Here is a 15,789-nt window from a genome sequence, read left to right as displayed (position 1 = left end):
ACCACCGTATTTTGTGGTGTGTATATTTCTCCAAGTTTTCCTTCATTCTCAAAGGAAGATCTTGGGTGAGATGTAGAATTAATAACCTTCCAGTTTTCATCCAAATCCTGATTGAAGTCTGTGGCAAAGAGCTTTTTACGCCCAAGAAAACTAGGAATTGGGCGTTCAGTAGCTAAAATTGAACTCGGTTCAGGAAGTTCGAAATCCAATCGAAGATGTACGCCTTTTGGGGGCCAATCAGCATCCTCATCACTTGGTCGAACTCTAGCCCATTCAAATGGAACTTTGGTTTCAGAAACTTCATATCCTTTGAACTGCATTGCTGATGGGGAACTAGTCAAGTCATCGATCCACTCCTCTTTGAGAAAAGCATAATTCGGTTGTCCTTTTAATCCTCCAACTTCGTAATTGATTCCATTTAGAGTTATTTCTGCTTCGGGCTTTACACCTCTCAAATAAGATTCACCGCTGTATAAATTATTTAAGCCTATAGTGGCCGCATTGGGAGAAATCTTAATAATTCTATTGACCAATCCATTATTCAATTCTAATTGATTCCTAGACTCTATGACCTTTGCTTTGTATGAGGTATTATCCAATAACCAATCAGTTTGACTGAAAGCGTTGATCGAAAAAATGAGTGAGGCAATAAGGAAGGTTCCTTTGATTATTCTGGACTGGTTTTTCATTATTTTAAAAATGCTTCTAACAAAGAAAGGAATGTCTCTTAAATTCCAAAATAATTTCTTTCAATTATAGATAAGTTCTTTAAAAAAATATAAAAAGTATCCTCTTATTTCTATTTCATAAAAAAAGCGAATCTATGCAATTGATAGATTCGCTATTTGTTTGAAACCTATTTGTAAATCGGGATTTAAATCAATTTTGGATTACCAGATTTTGATTCTTTCCTCGGGAGCTTTATAGTTTTTATCTCCTGGTTGGATATTAAAAGCATCGTAGAAGGGATCAAAATTCATCAAAGGCCCATTAACTCTCCAAACTGCAGGGGAATGTGAATTTGTCGTCACATAGGCCCTCATATACTCGTCTCGGGTTTTGACACGCCAAATTCTGGCTATAGAATAACAAAATCTTTGATCGGGAGTATATCCATCAATCTTCGTAGTATCCTGTCCCTGTTCGGTCATTTTGAATGCATCGTATGCAATATAAATTCCACCATTATCAGCTGTATTTTCACCAATTGTCATGGCTCCCTTTAAGTGGACAGTATCCAAAACTGTAAATGAATCATATCGATCGATCAACTGCTGGGTTTTAGCCTTGAATTTTTCAAAATCAGATTTGGTCCACCAATTTTTCACATTCCCATCTTTATCAAATTGAGAGCCTTGGTCATCAAAAGCGTGAGTCAATTCATGACCAATCACCATTCCGATTCCGCCATAGTTGATGGCATCATCTGCGTAAAGGTCGAAATAAGGGTATTGAAGGATACCCGCCGGAAAAACAATTTCATTTAGTGGTGGATTGTAATAGGCGGTAACCGTACTTGGAGTCGTTCCCCACTCCTGTCGATTAGGTTCCTTGCCGAATTTCGCCAATTGATATTGGCTGGCATCTTTTCTAAGCTCGATTACATTTTCAAAATAATTATTCTTGTCTATCTCTACATTATATTCTCTCCACTCATCCGGATAGCCTATTTTTTTAGTAATCGCATATAATTTTTCCTTGGCTTGAGCTTTCGTACTATCGCTCATCCAGTCTAATTGATTGATCCGGTTTTCGAAAGCTTTTTGAAGGTTATCGACCAATTTCTGGACACGTTGTTTAGCGTCTTCGTTGAAATACCTTTTGACATACAATTGTCCCAAATCAAAGCCTAATTGCCGATCAACTTTCTGAACCATTTGTTGTGCCCTCGTAAGTTGGGTAGATTGTCCAGAGACAACTTTTGAATATTCGAAAGCTGCGTTTTCGAAAGGAGTACTTAATATATCAGCATAGCTGGATAAGGTGCTCGCTTTTAAATAAATTTTCCAATCCTCAATTGGAAGTGAGGAAAGTATCGCATTCAGTTTTTCGTAGTAAGCCGGCTGTCTTACATCCACTGAATCTGCATCTAAACCTAAATCCGATAATACAGATCGTAAACCAAGGTTGGGATGATTCTTCTCAAAATCACTTACCGCTAGTTTGTGGTAGTTTTCTTTGATATTTCTTCTTTCAATTCTTGTTTTATGTGATTCGGCCAAAGACTTTTCAATGCCATAAGCGGTCAAAGCGGCTTTTTGGGCTTCAGTTTTATCCGAGCCAGTTAATTGAAATAAAGTAGAAAGGTAGGTTTGATAGGCCTTTTGAATTCCTAGTGTAGATGAATCGTTTTTGAAATAATAATCCCGATCTGGTAATCCTAAACCTGTTTGGGATAAATGAACAATGTTTATTTTACTATTTTCATCATCTGGAGAAATGTTCAAACTGAGAATGGACGAATTGTTTGACTTAAGTTCAGAGGAGATAAATTGATTTAAATCTTGAACACTTTTGATCTCATCGATTTGAGTTAAAATGGGTTGGATGGGCTCAAAACCTCTTGTATTTATCGAAGCTGTATCCATTCCCGAAGCATAAAAATCACCGAGTTTCTGCTCAATGCTTCCTTTTGGAAATTCAGATTGAGAAACTTCTTCCAAAATATTTTCCAAAAGCTCTTTTTGGGGAATATTCAAAAATGAATAAGACCCTACTCCAACTTGATCATCTGCGATTTTTGCGGTTTCATACCATTTGCCATTGACATGCATAAAGAAATTATCTCCAGGTTTAATGCTAGGATCATTTTCTTCAATGCTTACAAATTGCTTCTGAGATTTTTGGTTTTCTAAATTGACTTCCTTGCTACAGGAAGTAAGTAAAATGATTGCTATGTAAAATAGTTTTTTCATGGGGTAGACTTATTTCCGTGAAAATTAGCTCAAAAACGTGAATTTCAATTCCCTTTTTAGTAATTACTTTAGATTTGGATAATATACTATAGCCAACGTCTTTGGAAGTTATTAGAAATTCTAATATGATTGTAAAACTTTGATTGACTTAAGTTCCAGACATCATTTAACCGTCCAAAAAAGACTTTTTTGACCTTTCTTTTCTTTTTGTAATTTAATTTCTGACACAACCATCAACGAACATGAAACACAATTATCAACGACTCCAGATATTACTAATATGCCTGGGATTAGCCTTTTTCGATTTGGAGGTATTGGCGCAAGGCCAGACGAAACCTGTAGATCCTACATTCTATAGCAGTTACTCTTGGAGAAATATCGGCCCCGATCGCGGTGGTAGATCACTTGGATCTTCAGGTAGTCCGGGAAGAAAGAATGAGTATTATTTCGGAGCCACTGGTGGTGGACTATGGAAAACGATTGATGGCGGAAATGAATGGTTTCCGGTTACTGATGGAAAGATCTCTTCTTCAAGTATTGGAGCGGTAGCGGTTGCTGAGACTAATCCTGATGTGGTTTACATTGGAGGAGGCGAAACTCAACTTCGTGGTAGCATCACCCAAGGAGATGGAGTCTATAAAACCACCGATGGAGGAGAAACCTGGAGGCATTTGGGTTTAAAAGAGACTCAGGCAATTTCCAGAATCCGCGTTCATCCAACCAATCCTGATATTGTTTATGTGGCTGCATTAGGTCATCCCTATGGAGAGAATGAGGAACGGGGAGTTTTCCGGTCTACAGATGGAGGGAATAATTGGGAAAAAGTCTTGTATGTAAGCGATAAGGCAGGAGCTGCTGATTTGATTATTGACAGAACAAACCCAAAGGTTCTTTATGCCTCAACTTGGCAAGTATACAGAAAAGCCTGGAAAATGTGGGGAGGCGGTCCTGACTCTAAACTTTGGAAATCTGAAGATGGTGGAGATACTTGGACAGATTTAACCACCAACCCAGGGATGCCAGAAGGGCCTATTGGTAAAATAGGTGTAACGGTTTCTCCGGCAGATCCAAATAGAGTTTGGGCAATAGTGGAAGCGAATGAAGGTGGTGTTTTCAGATCTGATGATGCCGGAAAGACTTGGAAGAAGGTAAATGATGAAAGGAAGCTGAGACAAAGAGCATTTTATTACTCTAGGATTTATGCAGATCCAATCGATAAAAATACGGTCTATGGACTGAACGTAGATTTTTGGAAATCTACAGATGGAGGCGAAACTTTTGATGTAGAAATTTCTGTACCTCATGGAGATAATCATGATCTCTGGATCGATCCCAATGATCCAATGAGAATGATTTCTTCAAATGATGGTGGTGGTGTAGTAAGTATTAACGGCGGTAAAACCTGGACAGAAGAAGACTACCCTACTTCTCAGTTTTATCATGTTATGACTACTTCAGATGTTCCGTATCATGTAGCTGGTGCTCAGCAGGATAACAGTACCCTAGCTATGCCCTCTGAAGGTTGGAATCACATGCTTGGAAGAGGTCCAGGACATGGATATCATTATGCAGTCGGTGGCGGTGAAAGTGGTTGGATTACACAAAGTCCAACAGATCCAGATGTCTTTTATGCTGGTTCACAAGGTGCTCTGCTTACTCGGTACAATCGAATGACAGGTCAATACAGAGATATCCAGGTTTACCCAAGATTCTTTTCTGGAGAACCCGCCTCTGCCCTTCCAGAAAGATGGCAATGGACATTTCCTATCATGTTTTCTCCGTTGGATCCAAACATTATGTATACAACCTCACAGCATGTTTGGAAAACTACAGATGATGGGCAAAGTTGGGAGAAAATCAGTCCTGATTTAACCTATGCAGACCCAGAAACACTAGGAAAAACCGGTGGAGTTATCACCATGGATATGAATGGTCCGGAAATATATGCAACTGTTTTTGCTTTAGCTCCTTCTATGCATGATGTCAATACAATCTGGGCAGGTTCTGATGATGGAAAAGTACATATTACTCAGGATGGAGGACAAAATTGGACAGATATTACACCGGCAGATTTACCGAAATTCTCGCGGGTAAGTATCATTGATGAAGGGAAATTCCAGCCTGGAACTCTATACTTGGCTGCAAATAGATATCAAGTAGACGATCGTCAGCCCTACGTTTTCAAGACAAAAGATTATGGAAAAACCTGGACTAAAATCATTAATGGTATTGAAGATGGGCACTTTGCTAGGGCAATAAGAGAAGATTTAGAAAAACCTGGACTTTTGTATTTAGCTACTGAGCATGGAGTTTATGTTTCCTTTAATGATGGAGCCGAATGGCAATCATTGCAATTAAATTTGCCCGACACTCCTATCCGTGATTTGGTATTGAAAAATGATGATGTTGTCTTGGGATCTCATGGAAGAGGATTTTGGATCCTTGATGATATACGACCTTTAAGAGAAGCAGTTGAAGTTAGTTCTGAAAATGAGGTTATGTTATTCAAGCCTGCAAATCCAATAAGAGGCGTTTATGAGGCCGCAATCCAGTATTATCTTCCTGAGGAAGCAGAATCAGTTACGATTGAAATCAAAGATGCAGAAGGTAATTTGATCAATTCCTATACTGGAACCAAAGGAAAAGAAGGACGAAATAATCCTGCCCTGAAAGCTGGTTTAAATACTTTCACTTGGGACATGAGATATCCTGGTGCAACAGTTTTTGAGGGAATGATTATTTGGTCGGCTAGACCTCAAAGAGGCCCTATGGCACCTATCGGAGAATATCAAGTAACTCTAAAAACAAGTGATATTGAGAAAAATACTTCTTTCAATTTAGAAATGGATCCTAACCTTGAGGGCGTCTCTGCGATCGATTTACAAGAACAATTTGATCTAGCAATTCAAATCAGGGATAAGGTTTCTGAAGCCAATGAAGCTGTGATTTTGATTAGAAATATTAGAGAGCAGGCCAATGGAGTTAAAGGAAATGCGAAAGTAAAAGCCCAGATTGATGATATTCTTTCTAAAATGAAAGTAATTGAAGAAGATTTGTATCAAGTTCAAAATCAATCTGGTCAAGATCCTTTGAACTTCCCTATTAAACTGAATAATCGATTAGCTTCATTACAACGTAGCGTGGAGTCTGGTCAGGCCAAGCCTACGGACGCTGCATATGTTGTTTTTGAAGAACTTTCAGGTGAATTGGAAGGACATTTATCCAAATTGGATGAGATCCTAAATGGAGAGCTTAAAAAACTCAATGAAGTGCTTCCAGAAAAAATTTCCTTGGAAAAGAAATAGATCATTTGAGAAGTGGGTTTTTATGTTTCTAAACCCACTTCTCTTTTTACTTTAATAATGAATAACTATCCCGAAATTCTAAAACTTAAGAAGTATCAAGAGGAAAATGAAATCAGGGTTGCATTACTGGGAGAAAGAGACTCTTTACTTTTTGTAAAGTTTGGTTCCAAAAAAGGATCTTGGGAAATCTACATTCAAGACGAAGGTGGAGATTTCGATGAATCAAATCAAATTTTGTGTATTTATTTAATCTTAAAATCCCTTGAAGATTATATAGATGAAACAGATTTTCTTGCTTGGTCCAACTTTTATGGCCTAGATGATTTTGATATTTTTTGGTTGGATTATTACCGAAGCCTGGATAAAATAATGTACGAGATAGAATTTCATTTTGGTAAAATAGATCCTTGTATCAACTCTTTTGATTATGAATTAAGAGCAGGAGCTTTTCAGGAATTGACAAGGAAAAGTCGATAGTATTAATTCTGGATAGATTAATTTTTTTTATGATTATCCGCAATAATGCCAATCACCTTAAATTCTTTGCTTATCTGGTCGGAAGACCGATGACCGAAGACCGAAGCAGCCTAAAATTTACAGTTGAGCTTATTTTGTATTGCATTAGTCTCCTTACTGGTAGAATTGCGGATATACACATTTTTTTTTGGGAAATTTAATATTTCTTATTGAGGATGAAATAAATCAAAAATGGTGGAATATTTTACAAATTCTTAAGTAGTTAATCGATAAGAGCATGGTAGAAATTGTACCCATGGATTCGTTTTGATAAAGTTGTTATTTTTTAATGATAAATATTCAGCAACTCTCCCATCGAAATATTTTATATCAATTCCTGAATATAAATTCAATAGAGATTTATGCTGGATGATCAGATCTCTTTGAGCTCTAAAATCTGATTTTATCAAGTGTATAACGATCTCTCTCACAGAATCTCTGCTAAGTAAAAAATCAGAAATAGCTTCTTTTATTTTTTTATTTTTTTTCCTGACTTCACTTGGATAATCAACTACAGCAAATGGCGGTATGGGACCATAATGAGCCACAAAAGTATGTTCAGGGCCGAAAGCTTTTGTCCCATTTTCATTTTTCCATTCATCCATTCTAGAAATACTTGGCAGATCCAATTTCCTAATGACTAATGTATCATACCAAAACCGTTTTCCACTTGGAAGAAATTTATGCGTTCTAATTGGAATATTTTTTTCACTAGACCATTCATGCATAAACTTAAATAATGGGAAGTTAAAAGTAAGCACATCATGATGTGAAGTCAGATGATCTGGCTCCCTACCAAAGATTCGTTTAAATTTATCGTATTGAGCTTGAAATTCTATTTTAATTTGACTGATACATTGATCAGTTTCATAGATCTTATCTATTTCAGTGAATTTGGAAAAGCATCCATCTTGATCCAAAAGTAATGCGGTATCTGCAGCGTTAGCAACTGGCTTACCAGAAGTAATCGTAAAGTGTAATCCAACATGTGTAGTTTCAAACAAAGGAATATTTGAATCTTTACCAGTTGCTGTTTTTAGAAAATTTGAAAAATCTCTCAAGTCCGCATCATTTTCACCATTAACTAAAATTGCTACTGAGTTTATCCAACCTTCTCTTAGAGCAATTTTGGCTCCTAGATCAATTTCTTTCACAATCCCAATATCATCTGCCGTAATTAAAAGTTTTTTGGAAATAACTGGAATATCCTGACCAGTATGAATCGCTCCACTCCAGATGAATGTTTTATTAGTTAATACATACCAATTATCCGATGTTCGATACATTTGTCCTTTAACGGCATGAGAAATTTCAACTTCTGAATTCTGTGGAATTAAAATTCCTTTTTCGGCATTGACAGATGGATAATCAATGCGGGTATGAATCAATTTGGTTACCAATCCTTTAAATGATTCCATTATCCAATAGCTTTATTTTGATTTCCACCACTGGCACTACCGCCCTGGTTTGGATTGGATGGGATTTGAATTGAAGGTCTCACTTTCATGACTTTGTTTAGCATATCAAACCAAAAAGGTGCACCTAAAGAAATGGCAAAAGCTGTAATCAGCCAGCCAAGAATTGCAGGGTAGTTATCCTCTTTATTACTGCTAAGAACCGAATTATAACTGTCTATTTCTTCTTTAACAGCCATTATGTATTCTTTTTGCTCATTCTTGGTGCTGTCAGTTATACCATCGGGATTATTGGCAATGAATTCTTGTGCACTGTTTACCAAAAGTGTCCTCATTGTTTCATTGGTAGATAAGTCTTTAACTATATGAATGGTATCTACATTGAATAACATTGCAATAATAAACCCAACGACAAACGTAAAATAAGTTACCTTCCTTTTATACCATCCAGTTATTCTATCCATTTGCTCATCATACCAATTGCTGACAAGCCCTTTAAATTTATCTACGTCATCTGAGGCATCTTGCCATAGTTTTTTTAATTGATATTTGGTGTCTGGATCTATTGTTAAAGTTTCATTTAAAAACTCAGGAAGATCACTTAAGCGCTTCTGAAGATCAGTATTCAAAAAATCTAGCTCTTCTTTGGTAGATTCAATTTCAAAGGTATTTGTCGGATCCTTAGCTTCCAGGTTTTTTAAGTCCTCTCCAAGTTTGGCTATCCGAGCTTTTAATGCTGTTAAATCAAAAGGCAACATGTCACCTAATGTTGTACTTATATTATCCTGAGCATCTTGGTGATATCCCTTTTTTAAAATATCTACCAATGTAGAACTGAAGCGATCTGCTGAAATGTATGAGGGTTTTGTATTTATTCCTTTATGCCCAAGGTATTTGATTGAGGGGTGTTTATAAAAAGAATTGGTAAAGGAATTGGTCGCAAATGAATAGAATAAGTTTAAAAATGTGTGATTCCACCGACTGGAATTCTTATCATCTGATAAGAGCCTATCTATACCTGTTTGCAAGTTTTTGGACCTAGAACCAAAAGCTGAAGTTATAGACTCTATTACAGTCATAGTGAAAAGACTGTAAAGTAAATAAATGAATACTAAACTTATAAAAACATCTAAAACAGTTAGTCCGGTCATATTTCAAAGAATTAAGTTAAAAAGAATAGATCAAGGAAAAATTATGAATGAATTTAACCTTTTTTCCAAATGAATCATATAACTGATTGCAATTCAATTATCTAATTTTAAAAAAAAGTAGATATCATAAACTTTCATTTCAAAAATGAAATGATAAAAAAAATAGAAGTGAAACTTTCTTCTTAAGAAGCATCTTATAATTTTATGAATTTATAAGTTAGGCTTACTTAAGAATTTGGTGTGTTTTTGAAATAAAAATATTTTTAGAAATATGAGAAGACAGTTTGGAGGAAAAATTACCAAAAAAGAGATTGAAAAATTTCAGGATATTAAAAATTGGGATGGTGAAAAGTTTTTGAATTTGGAACCTACCAGTATGGATTTCAGCTTTCAGGCACTTCCCAAATTTCTTTATAAACAGTTTTGTGAAAAAGAAGGTAGAGAGCCCATTCAGAAAATTCCCATTAAACCATTTAATAAAGAAGAATTTTTAGCCCCATCTGAAAAGGCAAAATTTATATGGTACGGACATTCTGCTGTCCTTCTTAGAATAAATAGTAAAACCATATTAATTGATCCAATGCTTGGTCCGGACGCTTCTCCGATTGCTCCTTTTTCTACCAAACGTTTTAGCGAAAATACATTAGAGCTTATTGATGACTTTCCTGAAATTGATCTATTAATGATGACGCATGACCATTACGATCATTTGGATTTAAAGAGTATGAATCTCCTTAAACCTAAAGTGAAAAGACTTTTTGTAGGAATGGGGGTTGGAAGACATCTTAAAAAATGGGGGTTTGAAGAGAAAAACATTTCCGAGTTTGATTGGTGGAAGTCAGATTCTTTAGATGACATTCAAATAACTTATACCCCTACTAGACACTTCTCAGGAAGAGGACTCTCGGATAGAGCTAAATCAATGTGGGGCGGTTGGGTTTTTAAGACTGGACAAGAAAATCTCTGGTTTAGTGGAGATGGTGGATATGGAAATCACTTTATCGATGTAGGAAAAAGACTGGGACCTTTTGATTTTGCATGGATGGAATGTGGCCAGTATAATGAAAATTGGAAGCTTATCCATATGTTTCCCGAAGAAAGCGTCAAAGCTGCTTTGGATGCAAATGCTAATCAAATTATGCCCGTACATTGGGCGGGGTTTTCTTTGGCACAACATCACTGGACTGAGCCAGTAGAGAAGTTTGTAGAATCTGCAGCAAAGGAATCGATAAAATTTCTTACTCCTAGTTTGGGCGAACTTGTTGATTTGTCGAAAGAAAGAAAAAATGAATTTTGGTGGAGGTCAAAATAGATTTAAAGAAGATTGAAATTTCAATTCACATTTTAAAGATCAAAATTCATCCGACTTATTTAAGCTATTGTTTGAATTCCCCAAAGAGAAAAGTTTAAGCTTTAATCCTTTCTGAAACTAAATGACTTGTATTTAGTTGAAAAGATCCACCCTCAAATAAGAATTGATTTTTATGAGTGGTTTAAGATTTTGACCTAAATTTTATAACTTAATATAATTCAGATATTTAAATAATAGTAACCATGAAAAATATAAGTAAAATAATGGGTTTATGCCTTGGGATATCTTTAATTATGGCATTCACTTTTAATAAGGAAGAATTGCCATTTGGAATGACAAAAGGTACGCCCGAGATTAAATCAATGACTTCTTTAGCATTTGGCCCTGAAGGAGTATTGTTCATTGGAGATTCAAAAAGTGCCTCGGTATTTGCTTTAAATACAAAAGACAACGGCTTTACTTCCGAAATTCCATCTGTATCTATTATAGGAATTGACAAGAAGCTTGCTGATATGCTAGGTACCACTACAGATAATATTTCTATTTTGGATATAGCGGTAAACCCGAACTCAAAAAAGGTTTATTTATCATTGCAAGCAGGTGACGGGACTCCAGTCCTAATGAAACTCGAAGGAGATGAAATTAAACCTGTATCATTAGATAATGTGGAATATGCATCAGTTGAATTAAATAATTCTCCTGCAGAAGATGCAAAAGACGGTAGAGGTCGCTCATTAAGGATCTCATCAATTTCTGACTTGGGTTATTCTGATGGAAAATTATTAGTGAGTGGGCTTTCTAACCAAGAGTTCAGTTCTACTTTTAGAAGTATTCCCTTCCCTTTCACTGACAATCAGGATCATGCATCTTTAGAGATTTTTCATGCTGCTCATGGAAGATATGAAACCACTTCCCCTATCAAAACTTTCACGACCGCTGAAATCAATGGTAAGGATTATTTGGTTGCAAGCTATACCTGTACTCCATTAGTTTTATTTCCAATGGAAGATTTAAAAGCTGGAAAGCATATTAAAGGTAGAACTATTGCTGAAATGGGAAGTGGAAATCAGCCCTTAGATATTTTGAATGTTGAAAAAAATGGTAAGTCATATCTAGTAATGGCTAATTCTAACAGACCTGTTTTCCGAGTAAACTTTGCTGATATAGAAAATTTTGAAGGATCATTGACGGAGCCTGTTGCGGATAATTTTGCTACGGATGGAGTTGATTTTGTTTCTATGCCGTTGACGAATGTTCAGCAATTAGATAAAATGGATAATGAAACAATGATCATTCTTCAAAGAAAATCCAATGGATCTTTGGATTTATGGTCCACTGATAAAGCTGATTATTTATTGAGATAATGCGTATGAAATCTTTTATAATCAGGTTATGGGTAATTCATAACCTGATTTTTTTTATTTCTTTTTTTTTGATTTCCTGTGATCAAAATTCAGAGGAAAATATTTCAATTGTTTGGGAAGATAATAAAGCAGTAGCCTTCCAAATTCCAAATATTAATAATCCTGATGATTTAGAAATAAGATTGATTCAGGATGGTAAAAGAGTCTCTATTATTGGAAAAATAGAGGATAAAGGAAATCAAATACTTTTTACTCCAATAATTCCTTTCACGAGAGGATTATCATATGAACTTATATTGGAAGGCAAAGAAATTGCATCGATTCAAATTCCACTTCCTGATGGCTTATATTCTATTCCAAAGATTGTTTCAATTTATCCAAGCCAAGACACTGTTCCAGAAAATCTTTTGAAGATTTATATTAGTTTTTCGCAACCCATGAAGGAAGGGGTTGCATTGAATTTTATTAGCTTATTGGATTCAGAAAAAGACACTATTCCGGGAGTGTTTTTGGATCTCCAGCCAGAACTGTGGAATGAAACAAGGACACAACTGACCATATGGTTGGACCCGGGGAGAATCAAAAGAGATTTGATTCCGAATCTTGAAATGGGAGCCCCATTAAAAAATGAGCAACGATACGAATTGATAATTGCCGATGGTTGGAAAGATCAAAATGGATTAGGGTTGGCAAAATACTATACAAAAAATTTCATAGTCACTGGTAGAGATAGTATTTCTCCAGATCCAAAACTTTGGCAATTGAAAACTCCTAAGTCAAACTCAAAAACAGCATTTGAGATCAATTTCTCGGAAACCTTGGATTATAGTCTTCTTAATGAGGTTTTTCAAATTAAAAACGAAGAAATGAATATTGTTTCCGGGAAATGGGAAATAGGTCTAGAAGAGAAATCTATTCAATTTTTTCCTGATGAAAATTGGGGTTCAGGATCCTATCAACTTGAAATTGAAAGTCGTTTGGAAGACCTGGCTGGAAATAACCTTAACAGACTTTTTGAAATTGATTTGGAAAACACAAAAGCTAAAGAAATTGAAACTAGCTTTAGATTAATTCCTTTTTCTGTCAAAGAGTAGTTTTCTAAATCCGGTAATGATTTTAAACTAACTTTTTGAATAATTAATAATGTAATTCAAATAATATTTTTTGATGTATATTAATATTATTAAAATTATATGATTATTTTAATGTATAAATTTTTAACTAAACAAACACTTTTATGAAATTAAATAGGATTATTTTGGTTTTTTGTTCTGGTTTACTGCTTTATGCTTGCCAAAACATTGATGAGTCAACAGATCTCTCACAACAAAAATTTGAGGAAGAGATTGTTTACAGGAATTTGGATTTACCAGCGATTGATGTAAAATCGTTAAATGAAAATGCCAGATTAGCACCTTCTAAATACAAAGCCAAGCTTTATATGGCTGAGTATATTACTGCACCAGAAAGCGAGGAGATGGGTAGAACAGTTATTTTTGATAATAAAGGTTCTAAAAAATTATCTATTGATTTTTCGCCATTTGAAAAGCTTTATGAAACCCCGGATATGTCTTATTATGTTGATGAGTTCAGGGCTTCTTCCTCAGTAGATGTTGCAACTGCTACCGCAGCAATAGATAGAGCAGCACAAACTTGGGATGAAGTAACTTGTTCTGAATTAGGATTGACTAAAATTGATGCTATACCTCTTCCAATCGGTATTATTGCAAACATTTTAGGTTTTCCTAGTATCGATGGCGCTATTGCAGATGTTGAGCATTTAGGATTTATGCCTGCTGAATTTTTTGATTTTCTTGCTCCTGGAGGTTCTAATTTCATTTTAGGCGTTACATTCACACTTATTTGGATAGATGATGAAGGAAATCCAATAGATACAAATGGAGATGGTAAAATAGATGCTGCTGTTAGAGAAATATATTACAATGACAATTTTCCTTGGGCAGATGGTGCTACTTTTGACGTAGAGACAGTTGCATTACATGAAATGGGACATGGATTAAGTCAGGCTCATTTTGGAACTGCTTTCATAAAGAAAAATGGTACAGTTCAATTTTCTCCTAGAGCAGTTATGAATGCAAGCTACTCAGGAGTTCAGACTGAGATTGGCAAAACAGATAATGCTGGTCATTGTAGCATTTGGGCTAATTGGCCAAATAAATAAAAATTTAATTTTAGCATGATAATCAAGCCTCTGGAATATTCAGGGGCTTTTTTACGCCATATCATCTAACCTTCCTTCATAATCAAACTGAAGATCTTCATGAAGTCCCGAAATTAGCTTATTGGCCTTAGCTACCTGAGTTTTATAAAGGTTATCGATAACTAAATTTCCGTGTTTTAAAAACCCAAATTCTCTTATTTTTTCACAGAAAAATAAGAGAATTTCTATCTGATCCGTTTTGTCTTTACTAAGCTTTAAAAGCTTGTTCATCTTTCTTCGAATCTTTTGAGCTGATTTCTTAGCATAATAAGAGTGATCCCCACGAGCATTTTGAAAATCATTTTCCAATTCTTCCTGTACCATTTGCACATAGAGCCCTGGTTGGTCTCTTCCATAAAGTTTAAAAAATAAATAAGCCTTGTTGTCTCTACTAAACTTACTTAAGTCAATAATATACTCTCTGAGCTCTTTTTCATTTAAATAGCTTAATTCTCTTTTAATCTCAGCCAAACTTGGTATTTGCATTGGAAATTTAATTTAATCGCTCAAATAGATAAATGGTCAACATCCCCCACCCTGTACCTGTTACCATACTTAGGATTGCTAGTAAAATTGCATGTGGCATCAAATCCTTTCGGTAAGCTGCAGTAACAGCAGGAGCAGTGGAGATCCCTCCAAGATTTGCCATGGATGCAATTGGTACCCATACTAAGTTTAATTTTAAGATTTTGGCAGAAATCAGCATCCCAACAAAGTGAAGAACTAGCCAAATCACAACCAAAAATATAAATATCCATGGTAAGCTTAAGTTACTGAAGTCTAAACGTAGTCCTAAGATTGCCATAACTAAAACAATACAAATACCTCCTAATTTTAAAGCAAAGTGAGTGTTCCAAATTTTGATGACATTGCCTAACACCAATCCTAAGATTGATAGGCTAACGACCATTCCCAAAAATGAAATGTTAAGAAAGAAAATTATCGATGCTATCCCAACAAAAATTAGGAAGGTAATCAATGGGAAAATTTTCCTCCCTCCCTTGTTTATATTAACTTCAGATTGATCCGGAATAGAGTCCTTAATACCGAAAATCATGTTTAAAGCTTCACCTTTCTTAATAAACTGAAACATTAAAATTGTCCAGATATTGACAAGAATATTGTCTAAAACCAAAACAGAAAGAAATAATGATTCAGGCGTTTGTGCTAGTTCCTTTAATATCAACTGGCTCGTACTTCCTCCTATCCATCCTCCGACGATTGGTACTAAGCCTTTCCAATAGCTTTGACCTATAAATAGATCTGAAGACAATGGGTCTATCCCGGAAAATACCAAAACCAAAATAACCGGAAGTGTGGCAATGATAGCCGAACCAATAAAGAACAAAATCAAAGGCTTAACACCCACTATTGCAAGTTGCTTCAAAGGTAAAGCACTCATTACTGCTAAAAGCGTGATAGGTATAATCCAGTTGCGGCTTAAATTATGTAAATAAACCGCAGAAAGATCCCATCCAAAAAGATGTGTAAAGCCCGCCGGAATTACATAGGCGAAGAGAATAGCTGGAAACCAATCCAGTATTTTTTCGATAATGTGATTTTTTACTTTGCTAATTCTAAGGACAAAAA

The 15,789-nt window shown here is 35.4% G+C and carries 11 protein-coding genes and 1 pseudogene; 6 read left to right on the top strand and 6 right to left on the bottom strand.

Annotated features, from left to right (window positions below; translation table 11 throughout):
- Positions 1 to 689 (bottom strand): annotated as a pseudogene (locus tag Q0L68_RS07760) (hypothetical protein); the annotation flags it as partial.
- A 201-nt stretch (positions 690 to 890) separates the two neighbouring features.
- Entirely contained in the window at positions 891 to 2,915 is a 2,025-nt protein-coding gene (locus Q0L68_RS07755) for a M13 family metallopeptidase (protein ID WP_296701415.1), read from the bottom strand.
- 242 nt (positions 2,916 to 3,157) lie between these two features.
- On the opposite strand from Q0L68_RS07755, the gene Q0L68_RS07750 reads away from it, so the two are divergent.
- On the top strand, positions 3,158 to 6,220 hold the full coding sequence (locus Q0L68_RS07750) for a glycosyl hydrolase (protein WP_296701413.1): 3,063 nt from the start codon (positions 3,158 to 3,160) through the stop codon (positions 6,218 to 6,220).
- 57 nt (positions 6,221 to 6,277) lie between these two features.
- Positions 6,278 to 6,697 carry a hypothetical protein gene (locus tag Q0L68_RS07745; RefSeq protein WP_296701411.1) on the top strand — a complete coding sequence of 140 codons (420 nt, stop codon included), beginning with the start codon at positions 6,278 to 6,280 and terminating at the stop codon, positions 6,695 to 6,697.
- 254 nt (positions 6,698 to 6,951) lie between these two features.
- Here the strand turns inward: Q0L68_RS07745 and Q0L68_RS07740 are convergent, their stop codons facing one another.
- The gene (locus Q0L68_RS07740) at positions 6,952 to 8,154 is read right to left on the bottom strand and encodes a ChbG/HpnK family deacetylase (protein ID WP_296701409.1); all 1,203 of its coding nucleotides are present in this window, start codon (positions 8,152 to 8,154) and stop codon (positions 6,952 to 6,954) included.
- The gene (locus tag Q0L68_RS07735; RefSeq protein WP_296701407.1) at positions 8,154 to 9,302 is read right to left on the bottom strand and encodes a hypothetical protein; all 1,149 of its coding nucleotides are present in this window, start codon (positions 9,300 to 9,302) and stop codon (positions 8,154 to 8,156) included. Before Q0L68_RS07735 ends, Q0L68_RS07740 begins: the two co-directional genes overlap by 1 nt.
- Before the next feature lie 271 nt (positions 9,303 to 9,573).
- Between Q0L68_RS07735 and Q0L68_RS07730 the strand changes: the two genes are divergently transcribed.
- The 4 genes from Q0L68_RS07730 to Q0L68_RS07715 all read left to right on the top strand — a co-directional run bounded on the left by Q0L68_RS07730 (position 9,574) and on the right by Q0L68_RS07715 (position 14,160).
- Positions 9,574 to 10,614 (top strand): MBL fold metallo-hydrolase, encoded by a 1,041-nt coding sequence (locus Q0L68_RS07730; protein ID WP_296701404.1) that lies wholly within the window; start codon positions 9,574 to 9,576, stop codon positions 10,612 to 10,614.
- A 242-nt stretch (positions 10,615 to 10,856) separates the two neighbouring features.
- Positions 10,857 to 11,978 carry a hypothetical protein gene (locus Q0L68_RS07725; RefSeq protein ID WP_296701402.1) on the top strand — a complete coding sequence of 374 codons (1,122 nt, stop codon included), beginning with the start codon at positions 10,857 to 10,859 and terminating at the stop codon, positions 11,976 to 11,978.
- A gap of 5 nt (positions 11,979 to 11,983) precedes the next feature.
- Positions 11,984 to 13,072 carry an Ig-like domain-containing protein gene (locus tag Q0L68_RS07720; RefSeq protein ID WP_296701401.1) on the top strand — a complete coding sequence of 363 codons (1,089 nt, stop codon included), beginning with the start codon at positions 11,984 to 11,986 and terminating at the stop codon, positions 13,070 to 13,072.
- 143 nt (positions 13,073 to 13,215) lie between these two features.
- Positions 13,216 to 14,160 carry a hypothetical protein gene (locus Q0L68_RS07715; protein WP_296701399.1) on the top strand — a complete coding sequence of 315 codons (945 nt, stop codon included), beginning with the start codon at positions 13,216 to 13,218 and terminating at the stop codon, positions 14,158 to 14,160.
- A gap of 51 nt (positions 14,161 to 14,211) precedes the next feature.
- On the opposite strand, the gene Q0L68_RS07710 is transcribed toward Q0L68_RS07715, so the two are convergent.
- A complete protein-coding gene (locus Q0L68_RS07710; RefSeq protein WP_296701397.1) occupies positions 14,212 to 14,685 on the bottom strand; it encodes a hypothetical protein in 474 nt (157 codons plus the stop codon).
- Between the two features lie 7 nt (positions 14,686 to 14,692).
- Positions 14,693 to 15,789 (bottom strand): DUF819 family protein (locus tag Q0L68_RS07705; RefSeq protein WP_296701395.1); only part of this gene is annotated, 1,097 nt, incomplete at its 5' end.

The organism is Algoriphagus sp. (assembly GCF_024642405.1).
Lineage (GTDB): Bacteria > Bacteroidota > Bacteroidia > Cytophagales > Cyclobacteriaceae > Algoriphagus.
Note: the sequence above shows the minus strand (reverse complement) of the source record. Positions and strands in the feature narration are given on the sequence as shown.

Bases quoted from the DNA above. Each gene is read 5' to 3' on its own strand.
- Q0L68_RS07750 (WP_296701413.1), top strand. From the start codon at position 3,158: ATGAAACACAATTATCAACGACTCCAGATATTACTAATATGCCTGGGA.
- Q0L68_RS07710 (WP_296701397.1), bottom strand. From the start codon at position 14,685: ATGCAAATACCAAGTTTGGCTGAGATTAAAAGAGAATTAAGCTATTTA.
- Q0L68_RS07735 (WP_296701407.1), bottom strand. From the start codon at position 9,302: ATGACCGGACTAACTGTTTTAGATGTTTTTATAAGTTTAGTATTCATT.
- Q0L68_RS07720 (WP_296701401.1), top strand. From the start codon at position 11,984: ATGAAATCTTTTATAATCAGGTTATGGGTAATTCATAACCTGATTTTT.
- Q0L68_RS07725 (WP_296701402.1), top strand. From the start codon at position 10,857: ATGAAAAATATAAGTAAAATAATGGGTTTATGCCTTGGGATATCTTTA.
- Q0L68_RS07730 (WP_296701404.1), top strand. From the start codon at position 9,574: ATGAGAAGACAGTTTGGAGGAAAAATTACCAAAAAAGAGATTGAAAAA.
- Q0L68_RS07755 (WP_296701415.1), bottom strand. From the start codon at position 2,915: ATGAAAAAACTATTTTACATAGCAATCATTTTACTTACTTCCTGTAGC.
- Q0L68_RS07715 (WP_296701399.1), top strand. From the start codon at position 13,216: ATGAAATTAAATAGGATTATTTTGGTTTTTTGTTCTGGTTTACTGCTT.
- Q0L68_RS07740 (WP_296701409.1), bottom strand. From the start codon at position 8,154: ATGGAATCATTTAAAGGATTGGTAACCAAATTGATTCATACCCGCATT.
- Q0L68_RS07745 (WP_296701411.1), top strand. From the start codon at position 6,278: ATGAATAACTATCCCGAAATTCTAAAACTTAAGAAGTATCAAGAGGAA.